Below are 17,193 nucleotides of genomic sequence, written 5' to 3'. Positions count from 1 at the left end.
CCGCCATGACACAGACCCCTGATCCCATCATGACCCAGCGGCTGGACCTATGGCTGCTGCATGCCCGTTTTGGTCGCAGCCGCGGCATCTGCGCAAAGATCGCATCTGGCGGCCATGTCCGCATCAATCGCCAGCGCGTGACGAAGGCGCATGCACAGGTGCATGTGGGCGATATCCTGACCCTGCCATCCCCGGACCGGCAGACCGTGATTGTCATACGTGTCGTGGCCTGTACCGAGCGGCGGCAATCCGCCCCACTTGCACAACTTCTGTATGAAATTGTTCCGGAAACTGTCTGAATATTGTGGCCAACAGGCCAATACAGACCATGATTATGCATTAGCCGCCGTCTTGGGCTTGCCACGGCCGGAAAACACTCTCATATCTTCCGCCATTCCTGATGAGGTCGTGCGCCATGCGGCACCTCATCCCTTTTAATGGCCGGGCCTATTGCCGCAGGCCGAACAAATAATGATCGGAGATAGGCGATGACCTATGTGGTCACCGAAAACTGCATTCGCTGCAAATTCACAGATTGTGTCGAAGTCTGTCCGGTTGACTGCTTCTACGCCGGCGAAAACTTTCTGGTAATCAACCCGGATGAATGCATCGACTGCGGTGTGTGCGAACCAGAATGCCCGGCCGAGGCCATCTTCCCCGATAGCGACGACCGCGCGACCCCGTGGGCCGAACTGAACGCCAAATACGCCGCCGTGTGGCCCAACATCACGCGCAAGATCGACGCCCCGGCCGATGCCGAGGAATGGAGAGACAAGCCCAACAAGAAAGAGCTGCTTTCCCCCGAACCCCAGAAAGGCTGATCCCGCCTTTCCCATCGGGTTGCACCATAAAAAAAGACCGGCACGATTTCTCGTGCCGGTCTTTTTTTATGCCGTCTGGTCCGGGGGCAGTTGCCTGCCCCCGCACCCTGACATGACACCGCTTAGCGCGACATCATGTTGATGGCCGTGTCATGCATGATGAACATCGTGCCGGCCACAAGGACCAGGACCGAAAGCACCGTGAAGACAAATGCCATGACGTTCCAGCGCTGTTCGGACGAACCGTTCATGTGCAGGAAGTAAATGAGGTGAACAACAATCTGCACCACCGCCAGCAGGGCAATCGCCCCGCCGGTGCCGGCCGGCGACATCGCATGCGACATCACCAGACCGAAGGATGCAACCGTCAGGATAACGGCAAGTACGAACCCGGTAAGGTAAGACCCTACACTCCCGTGGCTCTCTCCCGAGGAAGAAATATGGTCTGCCATCAGATCACACTCATCAGATAGACAAAGGTGAAGACACAGATCCAGACGATATCCAGAAAGTGCCAGAACAGGCTGAGGCAGGTCAGCTTGCCGATCATGCGTTCGTTCAGCTCGGTCTTGCCAGCCGTCTGGAACAGCAGGACAGCCATCCACAGCAGGCCGCAGGTGACATGCAGACCATGCGTGCCAACCAGCGTGAAGAAGGCGGACAGGAACGCGCTGCGATCCGGGCCATTGCCTTCGGCAATCATGTGAGAGAACTCACGGATTTCCATGAACAGGAAGCCCAGCCCCAGCAGGAAGGTCACCCCGAGCCAGGTCCGCATGGTGCTGACCTTGTTCTCGTGGGCGGCAATCATGCCGAAACCGTAGGTGATGGAGCTGAACAGCAGGATTGCCGTTTCAATGCCAACACCCGAAAGTTCGAACACTTCGTGGCCGGTCGGACCGCCGGCAAACTGGTCACGCAACACCGCGAACACTGCAAACAGTGTACCGAAGATGATGCAGTCCGTCATCAGATACAGCCAGAACCCGAACACCACGGGAGATTCGTGGTGTTCATCATGGGCATGGGCTGCATCAGCAGTCATGTTTTGCGCCATTATTCCGCTGCCTGTGCTGCCATAAGGTTATGGGTGTGCTCCTGCTCAATGCGAACCACCTCGGACACCGGCACATAGTAATCGACGTCGTTGTCGGACGAACGGGCGATCACCGTAGCGATGACACCGATCAGACCAACAGCCGCCAGCCACCAGATGTACCAGATCGCACCGAAGCCAAGCACGAAGCTGAAGGCACCGATCAGGAAACCGCATGCCGTGTTCTTCGGCATATGGATCGGCTGATAGTTGCCACCGGCCTGACGCGTGTCGATACCGGCTTCCTTGTCATGGGCAAAGGCGTCCAGTTCGTGGACTTCCGGCAGGATGGCGAAGTTGTAGAACGGCGGCGGCGAAGACGTGGACCATTCCAGCGTACGTGCGTTCCAGGGATCGCCCGTCAGGTCACGGTTTTCGGCCAGGTTGCGATCACGGATCGAGACATACAGCTGGGTCAGCTGGCACACGATACCCAGTGCGATCAGAACCGCACCAACTTCAGCAATCAGCAGCCAGGGATGCCATTCGGGGTTGTCGTAGTGGTTCATACGACGGGTCATGCCTTCGAAACCGAGGACATAAAGCGGCATGAACGCAACATAGAAACCAATGAACCAGCACCAGAACGCGCGCTTGCCCCAGGCTTCGTTCAGCTTGAAGCCGAAAGCCTTCGGGAACCAGAAGTTCATGGCAGCGACGTAACCGAAATACACACCACCGATAATCACGTTATGGAAGTGGGCGATAACGAACAGGCTGTTGTGGAGAACGAAGTCAGACGCCGGGATTGCCAGCATGACACCGGTCATACCACCGATGGAGAAGGTGATCATGAAGCCGATCACCCAGTACATGGTCGCGTGGAATTCGATACGCCCCTTGTACATCGTGAATAGCCAGTTGAAGATTTTCACCCCGGTCGGAACCGCGATGACCATCGTCATGACACCGAAGAACGCGTTGACGTTCGGGCCGGCACCCATGGTGAAGAAGTGGTGAACCCAAACCACAAGCGACAGGACCATGATGGAAGCGGTCGCGTAGACCATGGTCTTGTAGCCGAACAGCGGCTTGCGGGAGAAGGTCTGCGTGATTTCGGAGAAAGCACCGAAGGCAGGCAGGACAAGGATGTACACTTCCGGATGGCCCCAGCCCCAGATCACGCTCAGATAGAGCATCTGGTTGCCGCCGCCGTCATTGGTGAAGAAGTGCATGCCCAGGTAACGGTCCAGACCCAGCAGGCCCATGGCCACGGTCAGGATCGGGAAGGCAACCATGATCAGCACGGTCGTGCAGAAGATGGTCCAGGTGAACACCGGCATACGCATGTAGGTCATGCCCGGCGCACGCATCTTCACGATGGTCGCGAAGAAGTTCACACCCGTCAGCAGCGTGCCGACACCGGACAGCTGCACCGCCCAGATGTAGTAGTCGACACCGACACCGGGGCTGAACTGCTGTTCGGACAGAGGCGGGTAAGCCAGCCAGCCGCACTGCGAGAACTCACCGATGAACAGCGAGACGTTGACCAGCAGGAAGCTGATGGTCGTCATCCAGAAGCTCAGCGTGTTCACGAACGGGAAGGCCACGTCACGCGCACCGATCTGCAGCGGCACCACGATGTTCATCAGACCCTGCATGAACGCCATGGCCATGAAGAAGATCATGATCGTGCCGTGTGCGGAGAAGATCTGGTCATAATGGTGCGGCGGCAGGTAGCCGGGGTTACCGGCATAGGCCAGCGCAAGCTGGGAACGCATCATGATCGCGTCCGCGAAACCACGGAACAGCGCCACGAGCGCGACAACGATATACATGACACCAATGCGCTTGTGGTCGACCGAGGTCAGCCATTCACGCCACAGGTAGCCCCATTTACCGTAATAGGTGATGAGACCGACAACGGCCAGGCCAGCAATGGCCACACCGATGAACGTCCCAACAAGGATCGGCACATCATAAGGAATGGCCGACAAAGTTAATTTGCCTAACATCTGTCCTATTCCTTCATGTTCATGTCGGACATCGCGGACTGCTGCACATGCAGCATCTTGCCGGTGCTCTTATCCATGACCATGCCGTTGTTGTACTTGGCAACGATGTCATCAAAGAGACCCGCATCGACATGCGAGAAGTATTCAACCGGGTTGGCCTCGCTCGGCGCGGCCAGCTTCGGATAGCTTGCGCTGTCCAGCTGTTCGGAAGAAGCCTTCACCTTCTCGACCCACGCGCTGTACTGGTCCGCAGGCATTGCCAGCGCACGGAAACGCATGTCGGAGAAGCCACGGCCGCTGAAGTTGGAGGATTCACCCTGGAAGTCACCAGCTTCGTTCGCGATCAGGTGCAGCTGTGTCTGCATCCCGGCCATGGCGTAGATCATCGTACCGAGCTGCGGGATGAAGAAAGAGTTCATCACGGAGTCAGAGGTGATCCGGAAATCAACCGGCGTGTTAACCGGCATGGCCATCTGGTTGACGGTCGCGATCCCTTCATCCTGATAGATAAAGAGCCACTTCCAGTCCAGTGCCACAACATCGACATGAATAGGCTTGACGTTGGCTTCAGCCTCAAGCGGCTTGTACGGGTCAAGCGAATGACATGTCTGATAGGTCAGCACCGCCAGGAACAGGATGATCAGGCTGGGAACGGCCCAGATAACCACCTCGATCTTGTTGGAATGCGACCATTTCGGCAGGTATTCCGCCGCAGTGTTGGACTGACGGTACTGCCATGCAAACAGCAGCGTCAGGATACATACCGGTATCACGACCAGCAGCATCGCGTAGGTCGAGGTCAGGATCAGGCTTTTTTCCTGAGCACCGATCACGCCTTTGGGGTCGAGCGTATCCCACGAACAGCCTGCTAGCAGCGCTGCCGAAGATAGGCTCATCAGCTTCGTTAATCTTGGCAAGATTTTTTTCTTCATCTCACGCCTCGTTGGTTTCGACATCACCCTGTTTTGCTCACATCCTCGCTTCATCCACGGGCTTAGACAACAACGGCCACGTTATACGCTTGGCAGGAAAAATGCATCCGACTTTCCCCTGGCACCCAGCGACATCGCGCCTACGTCGACTTCCGAAATCGACACACGGCCTTTTTCGGTTTGCATCCGTCATGAGTTAGTTGCCGACCGGCTGACCATGATCTTGATCAATACGGCCCGCCAGACCTTACGTAATTATTACTGTCAGGGCAGATCGGACCATAAATCGCGACGCCGTCCTGTGTGCTGAAGCGCATGTTCTGTGCCGCATACCCTTTCATATAGTTTTTCTATTCAAGGGTTATCCGACCTGAATGGCCTCAGAGGCAAGCCTTCACATAATATTTCAATAGATTTCATTGCTAAAAATTTATCTAGGAAAATCCTTTTTTTACAATGAGTTGTCCGAGTGTCATGAACCTCACACTCATGTCATCTTATATTTTCTATATATGAATAAGTCTTATCTTTTTTACCGGTGCGCATGGATGGCAACCCTTTCCATGCAAAAATGGCCGCCACTTGCGTGGCGACCCCTCCATATTCTCATACCAGACCGTAGCGGTACAGATTCCGCAGGACTCCTGCATCCTCAGTCGTTGCTGTTGTTGCGCACGCCCATGAACTGCAGCAGGAACTGGAACAGGTTGATGAAGTTCAGATAAAGGTTCAGCGCATCATAGACCGAACGCTTGGCTGCCTGGTCCGGCCCCTCGGCATAGGCAAACTGCTGGTAGTTCGCCTTGATCTGCTGTGTATCGAACATGGTCAGCCCGACAAACAGCAGCACGCCCACTGCGCTGTAGACAAAATACAGACCCGGGCTGTGCAGGAACATGTTCACCACGCCCGCGATGATCAGGCCGAACAGCCCCATCATAAGGAAAGAGCCGAAGCGGCTGAGGTCGGTACGAGTCGTGTAACCCCAGATCGACATGGTGCAGAAGGTCGCGGCGGTAATGAAGAATACCCGCGTGACCGACACCCCGGTGAACACCAGAAAGATATTGGACATGCTGGCGCCCATCACGCCACAGAACAGCCAGAACAGGGTCTGCACCGCCTGAGTGGACAGCCGGTACACGCCAAACGACATGACCAGCACAAAGCCCAGCGGGGCAATCATGGCCAGCATGGACAACGCCGTCGGTTTCAGCGCCATGCCCATCGGGGTTGGCACATGCTGGTAAAACAGGGCCTGCAGGCTGGTATTTGCGATCAGATAGGCAACCAGCCCGGTCAGGACCAGTCCGGATGCCATCCAGTTATAGACTCGCAGCATATAGGCACGCAGGCCCATATCGACAGAACCTGCGACACTATCAGCGGCGGGGCGGATGAAACTCCGCGAATCAGGGCCAAAAGCCATTGTGTTTCCTTCCTCCACGTCCTTGACTGACGTGCCTCTCCCAGCATGTTGGAACATGTTAGAACACGTTCAAGATCGGGAGCGTGTCCAATACATTACAATACGGCAAACATGCCGCGGGTACATCACCCTATATATACTGTACACCGCCCATCACGGCATATGCCTTTTTCCCTTGTCCACAGGTATTCGTCATGCGTCTTTTCGTTGGTCTTGAACTCCCGCTTCCGCTGCTTCACGCGATAGGCGAATTACGTGGCGGCCTGCCGGATGTTACGTGGCAATCGCCTGAATCCTACCACCTCACGCTGCATTTCATCGGGGAGGTCACCCATCCCCACCTGCACGAGGAAATCCATCACGTCCTGTCCGCCATCCGCGCCACACCGCCTGTACTGCAACCGGCGGGCACGGGGCTGTTCACATCGGCCCGTCCGAACGGGTCGGACACATTATGGATTGGCTGCGCACCCGACGATGCCCTGACCACACTGCGCGAGAAGGTGCGCAAGGGCCTGAACCGCGCGATTCCGGCGGGAGCCGAGCGGAACAGCCGCCATTTCACCCCGCATGTCACTGTCGGCCGGATGGAACATCCCGACCAGGAACGTCGGCAACGCTGGCTTGCGACCACCGTTCCCGCGGCGGAGGCCCGGACGATGGGGCATTTCACCCTGTTCCGGTCCATACGCCATGCAGACGGGCCGTTTTACGAGCCGCTGGAACATTATCCGTTACAGTTCTGATTCTCTGCTCCACCCACCCGACATGGACGCAAACAGGAGTCTTCCGCGGCCCGGCATCTATTCCATTTGTGAATAATAAAAATATTTTTCTTATCAATCATTGTGAACCGCCTGCATGTTCGCAGTAGACACATCTTGTCATTCTTCCTGAAATATCAACAGATTTTATGAAAATCTGCGGAATTCCGAACTATCCGTTTCATTGCTTATGCGACAGCATGTTCACTTTTTAGTGAGGGTGAACACTAAAATGTCAGGAGACGAGCGTGCTAGCCTCAGTATGTTCGGATGAAACGGACCACCTGCTTTGTCTTTCCTGCCTGAAGCCGGTTTCCTGTCTGGCCGGAAAAGAAGCGCTAGCGCGTTTTTTTGCCGGATACATTCAGAAAGCTGCTCCGGGCAGAAAGTTGCAGCGGCGGCATCCTGAATTCGAAACCGTTAGTTTTCTGAGGACATCACATATGATTTCTGCCGTTTTCGGAAAAAGACGTTCTCTGAGCAGAACGCTTACAGCCGGAACGATATGTGCGGCTCTCATCTCCGGGTATGCCACCATGGCATCCGCAGATGACGGGCAGGGCGCCACGGGGGAAGCGATCATCCATGCCGATGATCACCCCGGTAACTGGATGACCTATGGCCGCACCTATTCTGAACAGCGCTACAGCCCGCTGGATCAGATCAACCGTTCCAATGTCGGTAACCTGAAGCTGGCCTGGTATCTGGACCTTGATACCAACCGTGGCCAGGAAGGCACGCCCCTGGTTATTGATGGCGTCATGTACGCCACCACCAACTGGAGCATGATGAAAGCCGTCGACGCCGCAACCGGCAAGCTGCTGTGGTCCTATGACCCGCGCGTGCCCGGCAACATTGCCGACAAGGGCTGCTGTGACACGGTCAACCGTGGCGCGGCATACTGGAATGGCAAGGTCTATTTCGGCACGTTCGACGGTCGCCTGATCGCGCTGGACGCCAAGACCGGCAAGCTGGTCTGGAGCGTCAACACCATGCCGCCCGAAGCGGAACTGGGCAAGCAGCGTTCCTATACGGTTGACGGCGCGCCCCGTATCGCCAAGGGCCGCGTGATCATCGGTAACGGTGGTTCCGAATTCGGTGCCCGTGGCTTCGTCACGGCGTTCGATGCGGAAACCGGCAAGGTCGACTGGCGCTTCTTCACGGTTCCGAACCCCAAGAACGAACCGGACCACACTGCATCCGACAGCGTGCTGATGAACAAGGCCTACCAGACCTGGAGCCCGACCGGCGCCTGGACCCGCCAGGGTGGCGGCGGCACGGTATGGGATTCCATCGTGTATGACCCCGTGGCCGACCTGGTCTACCTGGGCGTTGGCAACGGTTCGCCGTGGAACTACAAGTACCGTTCCGAAGGCAAGGGCGACAACCTGTTCCTGGGCAGCATCGTCGCACTGAAGCCGGAAACCGGCGAATACGTCTGGCATTTCCAGGAAACGCCGATGGACCAGTGGGACTTCACCTCGGTCCAGCAGATCATGACGCTTGACCTGCCGATCAATGGTGAAACCCGCCACGTCATCGTCCATGCGCCGAAGAACGGCTTCTTCTACATCATCGATGCGAAGACCGGTGAGTTCATCTCGGGCAAGAACTACGTCTATGTGAACTGGGCCAGCGGCCTTGATCCCAAGACCGGCCGTCCGATCTACAACCCCGATGCGCTCTACACCCTTACGGGCAAGGAATGGTACGGCATTCCGGGTGACCTTGGCGGCCATAACTTCGCGGCCATGGCGTTCAGCCCCAAGACCGGGCTGGTCTATATTCCGGCGCAGCAGGTTCCGTTCCTGTACACCAATCAGGTCGGTGGCTTCACGCCGCACCCCGACAGCTGGAACCTGGGTCTGGACATGAACAAGGTCGGTATTCCCGACTCGCCTGAAGCCAAGCAGGCCTTCGTGAAGGACCTGAAGGGCTGGATCGTGGCCTGGGATCCGCAGAAGCAGGCTGAAGCATGGCGCGTGGACCACAAGGGGCCGTGGAACGGCGGTATCCTGGCAACTGGCGGCGACCTGCTGTTCCAGGGCTTGGCGAACGGCGAATTCCATGCCTATGACGCGACGAACGGTTCCGACCTGTTCCACTTCGCGGCGGACAGCGGCATCATCGCACCGCCTGTGACCTACCTTGCCAATGGCAAGCAGTATGTTGCGGTTGAAGTGGGCTGGGGCGGCATCTATCCGTTCTTCCTTGGTGGCCTGGCCCGTACCAGCGGCTGGACCGTCAACCACTCGCGCATCATTGCCTTCTCGCTCGATGGCAAGTCCGGCCCGCTGCCCAAGCAGAATGACCAGGGCTTCCTGCCCGTCAAGCCGCCGGCACAGTTCGACAGCAAGCGTACCGATAACGGTTACTTCCAGTTCCAGACCTATTGCGCCGCCTGTCATGGCGATAACGCAGAAGGTGCCGGTGTGCTGCCTGACCTGCGCTGGTCCGGGTCCATCCGTCATGAGGACGCGTTCTACAATGTTGTCGGCCGCGGCGCGCTTACCGCCTACGGTATGGATCGCTTCGACGGTAACATGAACCCGACCGAGATTGAGGACATCCGCCAGTTCCTGATCAAGCGTGCGAACGAGACCTATCAGAGGGAAGTTGATGCCCGGAAGAACGCTGACGGTATCCCCGAGCAGCTGCCGTAATCTCCCGGTTTTGACAATTTTTCGCATCAACGCGACGCATGATGGTGAACATAATGATCAACAGACTTAAGGTGACATTCAGCGCGGCAGCGTTTAGTCTGCTGGCAGGGACGGCATTGGCACAGACGCCAGATGCTGACTCCGCGCTGGTCCAGAAGGGGGCATATGTCGCGCGACTGGGTGACTGCGTAGCATGTCATACCGCTCTCCATGGACAGTCGTACGCAGGCGGGCTTGAAATCAAGAGCCCGATCGGTACGATCTACTCCACGAACATCACACCGGACCCGACCTACGGTATCGGTCGCTACACCTTCGCCGAATTCGACGAAGCCGTGCGCCATGGTATCCGCAAGGACGGTTCCACGCTGTATCCGGCCATGCCGTATCCCTCCTTCTCGCGCATGACGAAGGAAGACATGCAGGCGCTGTATGCGTACTTCATGCATGGGGTGAAGCCGGTCGCGCAGCCGGACAAGCAGCCGGACATCTCCTGGCCCTTGTCCATGCGCTGGCCGCTGGGCATCTGGCGCATGATGTTCTCGCCTTCGCCGAAGGACTTCACGCCGGCGCCAGGCACGGATCCTGAAATCGCACGTGGCGATTATCTGGTTACCGGCCCCGGGCATTGCGGTGCGTGTCATACCCCGCGTGGCTTCGCCATTCAGGAAAAGGCGCTGGACGCTGCCGGTGGTCCTGACTTCCTGTCCGGTGGCGCACCGATCGACAACTGGGTCGCGCCGAGCCTGCGCAACGATCCTGTCGTTGGTCTGGGCCGCTGGTCCGAGGATGACATCTACACCTTCCTGAAGTCCGGCCGTATCGACCACTCCGCCGTGTTCGGTGGCATGGGCGATGTAGTGGCATGGAGCACCCAGTACTTCACCGATGACGACCTGCACGCCATCGCGAAGTACCTGAAGAGCCTGCCGCCGGTGCCGCCGTCACAGGGCAACTACACCTACGATCCGTCCACCGCGAACATGCTGGCTTCGGGTAATACCGCCAGCGTTCCGGGTGCTGATACGTATGTGAAGGAATGCGCCATCTGTCACCGTAACGACGGTGGTGGCGTGGCCCGCATGTTCCCGCCGCTGGCTGGCAACCCGGTTGTCGTGACCGAGAACCCGACCTCGCTGGTGAACGTGATTGCGCATGGTGGCGTGCTGCCGCCGAGCAACTGGGCACCGTCCGCAGTGGCAATGCCGGGTTACAGCAAGTCGCTGTCCGCCCAGCAGATTGCTGATGTGGTCAACTTCATCCGCACCAGCTGGGGCAACAAGGCGCCCGGCACCGTTACGGCTGCGGATGTTACCAAGCTGCGCGACACGGGCGCCCCGGTTTCCAGCTCTGGCTGGAACAGCGTGAGCAGCGGCTGGTCGGTCTTCCTGCCGCAGCCTTACGGCTCGGGCTGGACGTTTGCCCCGCAGACGCACACCGGTCAGGACGCCGCACAGTAAGGCGGATGGGTGGTTCCCCACTGGAACCACCTTCTCCTGATACAGTTACTGAAAACCGCCATGGGTTCCGCCCATGGCGGTTTTCTTATGTACGGCGTTCCCCCACACTGGGGCGGGCAGCCAACAGGGGGAAATGCCATCATGCAACGCATCGTGGTCCTGACCGGGGCGGGCATAAGCCAGGAATCGGGATTGCAGACCTTCCGGGGTGCGGACGGCCTGTGGAACCATGAACGGATTGAGGACATCTGCACGCCGCAGGGCTTCCAGCGCGATCCCCTGCGGGTTGACCGTTTCTACAACGGCCTGCGGGCCCGGTTACCCACTGTCCATCCCAACGCCGCCCATCTGGCGCTGGCGGAACTGGAACGCGCGGGACGGGAGGGACGCTGGGACGGACAGGTCACCATCGTCACCCAGAATATCGATGACCTGCATGAACGCGCCGGTAGCCGCAACGTCATCCACATGCATGGTGAACTGCTGCGCCTGCGCTGCACCGCCTGCCGCGCGACCCCGGCATGGCGCACGGACTGTTTTCCCGATACGCCGTGTCCTGCCTGTGGTCAGCCGACATTACGGCCCGATATCGTCTGGTTTGGGGAAATACCCTACCATATGGAGGCCATTTCCCGGCATCTGGCGGCATGTGACCTGTTTGTTGCCATAGGCACATCCGGCGTGGTCTATCCTGCCGCCGGTTTTGTGGACAGCGTGGCCGGACATGCGGATACGATGCTGTTCAACCTGGAAATCCCATCCGGTCCCTCCGCCTTTGACCAGGCCATTGCGGGTCCCGCGACACGCACCGTACCCGCATGGACACGTGACCTGCTGGAAGCGTAAATGGGCCATGGCCGAAACACTGGAAGACCTTCTGGACGCCATCCGCACGTGCCAGACCTGTGCCGTCCACCTGCCGCTTGGGCCGCGTCCGGTGCTGCATGTCTCGCGCACGGCGCGGCTACTGATCGCAAGCCAGGCGCCCGGCACGCGCGTACATGAGACCGGGCAGTCCTTCAATGATGCATCAGGCGACAGGCTGCGTGGCTGGATGGGAATCGACCGGGCGACATTCTATGATTCCAGCCGCGTCGCACTGGTTCCCATGGGGCTGTGTTATCCCGGCAGGCTGCCAAAGGGTGGTGACTGTCCACCCCGGCCCGAATGCGCACAGCAATGGCGCGCGCGCATCATGGCGCAGATGCCCGATATCAGGCTGACACTTGTGGTCGGGTCCTATGCGCAGTTGCATATTCTGGGCAAGGGCCGCGTCAGTGACCGCAGCCTTGATTTCCGGCGTTACCTGCCCCGGTATTTCCCCCTGCCCCACCCGTCATGGCGCACGGGGGCGTGGGAACGGCGCACGCCCCGGTTTGGCGCCGATGTGCTGCCTGCGCTACGGGCCTGCGTGCGGGCCATACTGGCGGGTGACGACCTGCCGGACATCCCGCCGTTATCCCCGGCCTTCAGCCAGCCATGAGCAGGACAGCGCGCGCGCTGGACAGGATGACGCCCTGTATGCCGGTAATCAGGATCTGCACGCCAATCGACAGCAGGATCAGGGCGGCAAGGCGCGAGACAATGCGCGTGCCGGTCGTGCCCAGCAGGCACAGAAGCTGATCGGCATAGGTATAGGCCGCCCATACGATCGCAGCCACCAGCATGGCCGCCAGTGACAGCACGCCATAGAATATGATGTGGTGCCCGCCCGGCGGTCCTTCCGACCCCAGCGCAATGGCGACCGCAATCGTGCCCGGACCAACGGTGAAGGGCATGGTCAGGGGAAAGAATGCCTGTCCCATCATGTTGCTGCTGGCCTGCGCGTTACTGCCCTGACTGGCCTGGGCCTGCTTGCGGGCTTCTTCCGTTTCAGGGGCCTGCAGCAGGGACCAGGCCCGCACCGCCACAACCAGCCCGCCTGCGATACGCAGGGCATCGATGGTGATGCCAAAAAATGAAAGAACCAGCCCCCCGATCCAGATCGAGGCCAGCATGAGCATCGCGGAATAGAACGCCACCTGCCGTGCCAGCGCCATGCAGGTACGCCGGTCATGTCCTGCCGTGACCTGCGCGAAAATCAGCGCGGCCCCCAGCGGATTGACAATGGAAAACAGCGCCGGAAACGCCATGAGGAAGGCACCGGACAGGCTGGGCAACCCCACCACGGTGGAAAAATGGGTCAGCAGTAATCCCGCATGGCTGGTCATGATCGCCCCTTCCTGCCACGCGGTCCCTGCATGCGCTTATTCCCCTGCGTGGGATGGGACATGGAATGACGGGCGCATCAGGCTGCGGACCATGGTCAGGTCCTCCGCCGCGGCGCACAGGTAGCCGGGATGGGTCGGATGCCCCTCTTCCGTCAGGGGCCATGGTGTCAGCCCCAGTTCATTATAGACCGGCAGCAGGCTGATCCCGACATGCCAGAAAACCGGCTGACACCCTTCCTGCAGCGCAAGGTCACGCAACCACCATATGGCGGATGTACAATCATCCGCCTTCCCCGCCGGGTCACCCAGCCCGACCAGATACGGTCCCAGTCGTACAAATGGCAGAAGCGCGCGCCTGCGCGCGCCCGGTATCAGCCACACCGGCACCGGGGTCATCTGTCCCAGTCCATCCAGCGAATGATCAAAGCTGTGATACAGGGCCTTCGTCTGCGCATTCCATGGCATGACGTGAACACGACCCGGCCGTACCAGCCGCACGATCATGATCAGCGCCAGCATGACCGCAAGCCCCAGCGTCCACTGCGCAATGCCGGGACGCGTGGCGAACAGCATGATTTCCCACCAGCTGCCACCTGCGGAATCATGCGGTCCCGCCATGACCAGAATCACGATGGAACTGATCAGCAGCACCAGCGACACGATGGTGTTGGAAGAAAGCGGCTCGCTCATGATCCGGGCATGGCGGTAATACGACCCGCGAAATGGCGCGATCAGCATGCAGACCAGCATGAGCAGTCCCGGCACCGCCATGGGCGATCCCCGCAGCAACGTCAGCCCGCACGCCCCCGCCAGCAGCACCATCGTGGCCTTCCACGCCAGGGTCACACGCTGCGACAGACCGATGCCAAGACCGATCAGCACCACCCCGATCAGTGACAGCAGGTAATCCCCCACCGTCGCGAACAGGGGCTGCATGCGGCCAGCATTCAGCCAGTTTTCCGGGTCCAGCAGGGTCAGCGCCAGCAAAAGCCAGCCACACAGTGAAACCGCGCCGGTTGCCACCGCCACGGAAAAATCGGCCTCGCTTTCACGTATGACCTGACTGGGACGACCCATGCGCGGTCCCCGCACCGGGCTGCGCGCGCCAACCTTGCGCGACAGCGCGGCATCCCCGCGCAGGAACAGTTCATGGGCTGCAAACATGATGCCCGCCACGAACAGCGGCACGATATAATAGAACAGGCGGAAGATCAGGATGGCCGTCACGATGCGGGTCGCGGGCACGTACGGCCCCAGCGCGAACATCATCGCGCCATCAAATACACCAAGCCCACCGGGCACGCTGGCCACAAGGCCCGCCGTGTAGGACGCGATATAAATGGCAAGGAACGTGCCGTAATCCAGACCGGGTGCGTCAGGCAGGAAGGTATAGGCAATGGCCGCCGTGGCCGCGACCTCCAGCGTCGCGACAACCGTCTGCATGATCGCCATGCCCGAGGAGGGAAAGGTGATCTGCCATCGCCACAGCCGGATTTCGTTCACATACCGGCCCATGACGACATAGGCGACGACCCCGCCCCACAGCACGATTCCCACCAACCGCATGAGGAAGCCGGGCAGCATATGGCCCACGAAGGGCACCGTGCCGGGTTCCAGCACCAGCACGCTGCCGATCAGCACCGCCGCCCCCAGCAGGTAGGTGGCCGAACAGAAGGCAATGATCTGCGCGATCTGGAACGGCTTCAGCCCCCAGTTGCCATACAGCCTGAAACGGACCGCCGCACCGGAAATGGCGGAAAAACCAAGGTTGTGCGACAGCACGTAGGAACAGAACGCGGCGAACGCCGTGCGCCTGAACCCAAGCGGGCAGCCCACCTGCCGCACCGCAAGCCAGTCGTAGAAGGACAGGACAAGATAGGACAGCAGCGTAAAACCCGCCCCGGCCCATAATGTGCCCACCGGGATGGCGGCCAGCGCATGGCTGATGTCGCGCCAGTGCAGGTGGCGCACCTCGCGCTGCACCACGACCACGGCGCCGACCAGCAGCAGCAGGCCTAGCACATGCGGCAGGTGCCGCAGCAACGAGTGTTTTGGCGGTGGCGGCACGCTTCCCCCGGCCGCATTGTCATCCCCGACCTGCTGTGGGGGGGGATCGTGCAACGAACGGTCGGACATGGGCTGGCCCTTAGGCCACGACCCCTTCGCCACGGGTCAGCGCCGCCTCGATCAGGGCCACGGTTTCCGCGATCCCGTACAGCGCCACGAAAATCCCGAAACGCGGGCCTTCCTTCTGCCCCAGCAGCACTTCATACAGGCAGCCGAACCACGCCCGCAGCGGCTCGAAACCATGGGTCTTGCCGATCTCGAACACAAGGTTCTGGCAGGTATCGGGGGAGACATCCTCCCCCTCCAGCCCGCGCAGGGCTTCGGCCAGGGCAGCCAGCGCCGTGCGTTCATGCGCGTCGGGGGCACGGTAGTGCTTCGTCGGGCGGACAAAATCAGCGTAATAGACGATGGCATGATCCACCAGCCGCGCCAGCATGGGGCAGCTTTCGGGGGTGGCCTTCGCATCATAACGCTGGATGAACTTCCACAGCACGTCCGGCGTCTCGGCATTGGCGACAGAGGCGAGGTTGAGCAGCATGCCAAACGTGACCGGGCTGCCTGCATCCGCCGGGATTTCCCCCTTGTGAATGAACCATGCCGGGTTGGTCAGCAGGGCGGGATCTTCCACCGCCAGCGTTTTCGCCTTGGCCACATGGGCCAGATATTCGTCCGTCGCCTTGGGGATCACGTCAAAGAACAGGCGCTTGGCGCGCTGCGGCGCATTGAACATGTACTGCCCAAGACTTTCCGCCGGGGCGTAGCGCAGCCATTCCTCGACCGAGATGCCATTGCCCCTGGACTTGGAAATCTTCTGGCCGTTCTGGTCAAGGAACAGCTCATACGTCAGGCCCGCAGGCGGCTGGCCACCCAGGATACGGCAGATCTTGCCCGACAGGCGCACGCTGTCGATCAGGTCCTTGCCCGACATTTCGTAATCGACACCCAGCGCATACCAGCGCATGGCCCAGTCGGCCTTCCACTGCATCTTGGCATGGCCGCCGGTGACCGGGGTCTCGAACGTCTCGCCGTCCTCATCGGTCCAGCGCACCGTGCCCGCCACGGGGTCGATGGCGTCCATCTTCACCTGCATGACCTGACCGGTGCGCGGGTGGATGGGCAGCACGGGGGAATAGGTCGCGCGGCGTTCCTCCCCCAGTGTCGGGGCGATCACGGCCACAATCTTGTCATGCACCTCCAGCACGCGCTTCAGGGCCGCATCAAAGCGACCGCCTTCGTAATACTGCGTGGAGGATGCGAATTCGTATTCAAACCCGAACCCGTCGAGGAAGGAGCGCAGGCGGGCATTGTTGTGGGCGGCAAAGGATTCATGCGTGCCAAAGGGATCGGGCACGCGCGAAAGCGGCTTGCCTATATACTGGCGCAGCATGTCCTGATTGGGAACGTTGTCCGGCACCTTGCGCAGGGCGTCCATGTCATCGGAAAACGCCAGTAGCCGCGTGGGCAGGCCGGTCAGCTTCGTGAACGCCTGACGCACCCATGATGTGCGCGCGACCTCGCCAAACGTGCCGATATGGGGCAGCCCCGACGGGCCATAGCCGGTTTCCAGCAGGACAGGCCGTTCAGTCGTGACATCACGCGCGCCAACATGCGTGGACAGTTTGGCGGCCTCCTCAAACGGCCAGGATTTGGGAAGGGGCGAGATAAGGGGACGATGCTGTTCTGACATGGACCGGCAAGCTATGGACAGGAGGGGCGCGGGTCAATCTATCCTATTCCACACCCGGGGGTACAGCAATAATAATGACATGACACACGACGGGCGACATTCGTCCGCT

At 59.8% G+C, this 17,193-nt stretch carries 15 protein-coding genes; 7 read left to right on the top strand and 8 right to left on the bottom strand.

The features are described from left to right. Positions 1-5: 5 nt before the first annotated feature. Positions 6-299 carry an RNA-binding S4 domain-containing protein gene (locus GEU01_RS02185; protein WP_019084760.1) on the top strand — a complete coding sequence of 98 codons (294 nt, stop codon included), beginning with the start codon at positions 6-8 and terminating at the stop codon, positions 297-299. 189 nt (positions 300-488) lie between these two features. Further along, on the top strand, positions 489-821 hold the full coding sequence (gene fdxA / locus GEU01_RS02180) for a ferredoxin FdxA (RefSeq protein ID WP_019084759.1): 333 nt from the start codon (positions 489-491) through the stop codon (positions 819-821). A 122-nt stretch (positions 822-943) separates the two neighbouring features. On the opposite strand, the gene cyoD is transcribed toward fdxA, so the two are convergent. From cyoD to GEU01_RS02150, 5 genes are all read right to left on the bottom strand, one after another. Next, on the bottom strand, positions 944-1,273 hold the full coding sequence (gene cyoD, locus GEU01_RS02175) for a cytochrome o ubiquinol oxidase subunit IV (protein ID WP_026018424.1): 330 nt from the start codon (positions 1,271-1,273) through the stop codon (positions 944-946). After that, a complete protein-coding gene (gene cyoC, locus GEU01_RS02170) occupies positions 1,273-1,878 on the bottom strand; it encodes a cytochrome o ubiquinol oxidase subunit III (protein ID WP_010507645.1) in 606 nt (201 codons plus the stop codon). Before cyoC ends, cyoD begins: the two co-directional genes overlap by 1 nt. After that, the gene (gene cyoB / locus GEU01_RS02165) at positions 1,878-3,872 is read right to left on the bottom strand and encodes a cytochrome o ubiquinol oxidase subunit I (RefSeq protein WP_026018423.1); all 1,995 of its coding nucleotides are present in this window, start codon (positions 3,870-3,872) and stop codon (positions 1,878-1,880) included. Before cyoB ends, cyoC begins: the two co-directional genes overlap by 1 nt. A gap of 5 nt (positions 3,873-3,877) precedes the next feature. Then, positions 3,878-4,804 carry a ubiquinol oxidase subunit II gene (cyoA, locus tag GEU01_RS02160; RefSeq protein ID WP_026018422.1) on the bottom strand — a complete coding sequence of 309 codons (927 nt, stop codon included), beginning with the start codon at positions 4,802-4,804 and terminating at the stop codon, positions 3,878-3,880. A 652-nt stretch (positions 4,805-5,456) separates the two neighbouring features. Further along, positions 5,457-6,233, bottom strand: a complete 777-nt coding sequence (locus GEU01_RS02150) for a Bax inhibitor-1/YccA family protein (protein ID WP_010507648.1) — start codon at positions 6,231-6,233, stop codon at positions 5,457-5,459. Positions 6,234-6,427: 194 nt separating this feature from the next. Between GEU01_RS02150 and thpR the strand changes: the two genes are divergently transcribed. The 5 genes from thpR (at position 6,428) to GEU01_RS02125 (ending at position 12,603) form a co-directional block, all read left to right on the top strand. Continuing rightward, positions 6,428-6,979: an RNA 2',3'-cyclic phosphodiesterase gene (gene thpR, locus GEU01_RS02145; protein ID WP_019084754.1), complete on the top strand. Its 552-nt coding sequence runs from the start codon at positions 6,428-6,430 to the stop codon at positions 6,977-6,979. Between the two features lie 461 nt (positions 6,980-7,440). Further along, positions 7,441-9,660, top strand: a complete 2,220-nt coding sequence (locus GEU01_RS02140) for a PQQ-dependent dehydrogenase, methanol/ethanol family (protein ID WP_026018421.1) — start codon at positions 7,441-7,443, stop codon at positions 9,658-9,660. Positions 9,661-9,713: 53 nt separating this feature from the next. After that, entirely contained in the window at positions 9,714-11,120 is a 1,407-nt protein-coding gene (locus GEU01_RS02135) for a c-type cytochrome (protein WP_019084752.1), read from the top strand. Positions 11,121-11,261: 141 nt separating this feature from the next. After that, the gene (locus GEU01_RS02130; protein ID WP_019084751.1) at positions 11,262-11,966 is read left to right on the top strand and encodes an NAD-dependent deacylase; all 705 of its coding nucleotides are present in this window, start codon (positions 11,262-11,264) and stop codon (positions 11,964-11,966) included. 7 nt (positions 11,967-11,973) lie between these two features. Then, the gene (locus GEU01_RS02125) at positions 11,974-12,603 is read left to right on the top strand and encodes a uracil-DNA glycosylase family protein (protein ID WP_019084750.1); all 630 of its coding nucleotides are present in this window, start codon (positions 11,974-11,976) and stop codon (positions 12,601-12,603) included. Here GEU01_RS02125 and GEU01_RS02120 read toward each other — a convergent pair. The 3 genes from GEU01_RS02120 to GEU01_RS02110 are packed head-to-tail and all read right to left on the bottom strand — an operon-like array spanning position 12,590 to position 17,084. Beyond that, entirely contained in the window at positions 12,590-13,330 is a 741-nt protein-coding gene (locus tag GEU01_RS02120; protein ID WP_010507655.1) for a MarC family protein, read from the bottom strand. The two genes, GEU01_RS02125 and GEU01_RS02120, sit on opposite strands and share 14 nt — an antisense overlap. A 36-nt stretch (positions 13,331-13,366) precedes the next feature. Further along, positions 13,367-15,466, bottom strand: coding sequence for a lysylphosphatidylglycerol synthase domain-containing protein (locus tag GEU01_RS02115; protein WP_019084749.1), 2,100 nt, complete (start codon positions 15,464-15,466; stop codon positions 13,367-13,369). 10 nt (positions 15,467-15,476) lie between these two features. Further along, complete coding sequence (locus tag GEU01_RS02110; protein ID WP_019084748.1) at positions 15,477-17,084, bottom strand: lysine--tRNA ligase; 1,608 nt, start codon at positions 17,082-17,084, stop codon at positions 15,477-15,479. Positions 17,085-17,193 lie beyond the last annotated feature (109 nt).

The sequence above is a fragment of the Komagataeibacter europaeus LMG 18890 genome (genome assembly GCF_000285295.1).
GTDB classification, from domain to species: domain Bacteria; phylum Pseudomonadota; class Alphaproteobacteria; order Acetobacterales; family Acetobacteraceae; genus Komagataeibacter; species Komagataeibacter europaeus.
Note: the sequence above shows the minus strand (reverse complement) of the source record. Positions and strands in the feature narration are given on the sequence as shown.

What these genes read in the sequence shown, in the direction of transcription:
- GEU01_RS02185 (WP_019084760.1), top strand. Translation starts at nt 6, where the DNA reads ATGACACAGACCCCTGATCCCATCATGACCCAGCGGCTGGACCTATGG.
- fdxA (WP_019084759.1), top strand. Translation starts at nt 489, where the DNA reads ATGACCTATGTGGTCACCGAAAACTGCATTCGCTGCAAATTCACAGAT.
- cyoD (WP_026018424.1), bottom strand. Translation starts at nt 1,273, where the DNA reads ATGGCAGACCATATTTCTTCCTCGGGAGAGAGCCACGGGAGTGTAGGG.
- cyoC (WP_010507645.1), bottom strand. Translation starts at nt 1,878, where the DNA reads ATGGCGCAAAACATGACTGCTGATGCAGCCCATGCCCATGATGAACAC.
- cyoB (WP_026018423.1), bottom strand. Translation starts at nt 3,872, where the DNA reads ATGTTAGGCAAATTAACTTTGTCGGCCATTCCTTATGATGTGCCGATC.
- cyoA (WP_026018422.1), bottom strand. Translation starts at nt 4,804, where the DNA reads ATGAAGAAAAAAATCTTGCCAAGATTAACGAAGCTGATGAGCCTATCT.
- GEU01_RS02150 (WP_010507648.1), bottom strand. Translation starts at nt 6,233, where the DNA reads ATGGCTTTTGGCCCTGATTCGCGGAGTTTCATCCGCCCCGCCGCTGAT.
- thpR (WP_019084754.1), top strand. Translation starts at nt 6,428, where the DNA reads ATGCGTCTTTTCGTTGGTCTTGAACTCCCGCTTCCGCTGCTTCACGCG.
- GEU01_RS02140 (WP_026018421.1), top strand. Translation starts at nt 7,441, where the DNA reads ATGATTTCTGCCGTTTTCGGAAAAAGACGTTCTCTGAGCAGAACGCTT.
- GEU01_RS02135 (WP_019084752.1), top strand. Translation starts at nt 9,714, where the DNA reads ATGATCAACAGACTTAAGGTGACATTCAGCGCGGCAGCGTTTAGTCTG.
- GEU01_RS02130 (WP_019084751.1), top strand. Translation starts at nt 11,262, where the DNA reads ATGCAACGCATCGTGGTCCTGACCGGGGCGGGCATAAGCCAGGAATCG.
- GEU01_RS02125 (WP_019084750.1), top strand. Translation starts at nt 11,974, where the DNA reads ATGGCCGAAACACTGGAAGACCTTCTGGACGCCATCCGCACGTGCCAG.
- GEU01_RS02120 (WP_010507655.1), bottom strand. Translation starts at nt 13,330, where the DNA reads ATGACCAGCCATGCGGGATTACTGCTGACCCATTTTTCCACCGTGGTG.
- GEU01_RS02115 (WP_019084749.1), bottom strand. Translation starts at nt 15,466, where the DNA reads ATGTCCGACCGTTCGTTGCACGATCCCCCCCCACAGCAGGTCGGGGAT.
- GEU01_RS02110 (WP_019084748.1), bottom strand. Translation starts at nt 17,084, where the DNA reads ATGTCAGAACAGCATCGTCCCCTTATCTCGCCCCTTCCCAAATCCTGG.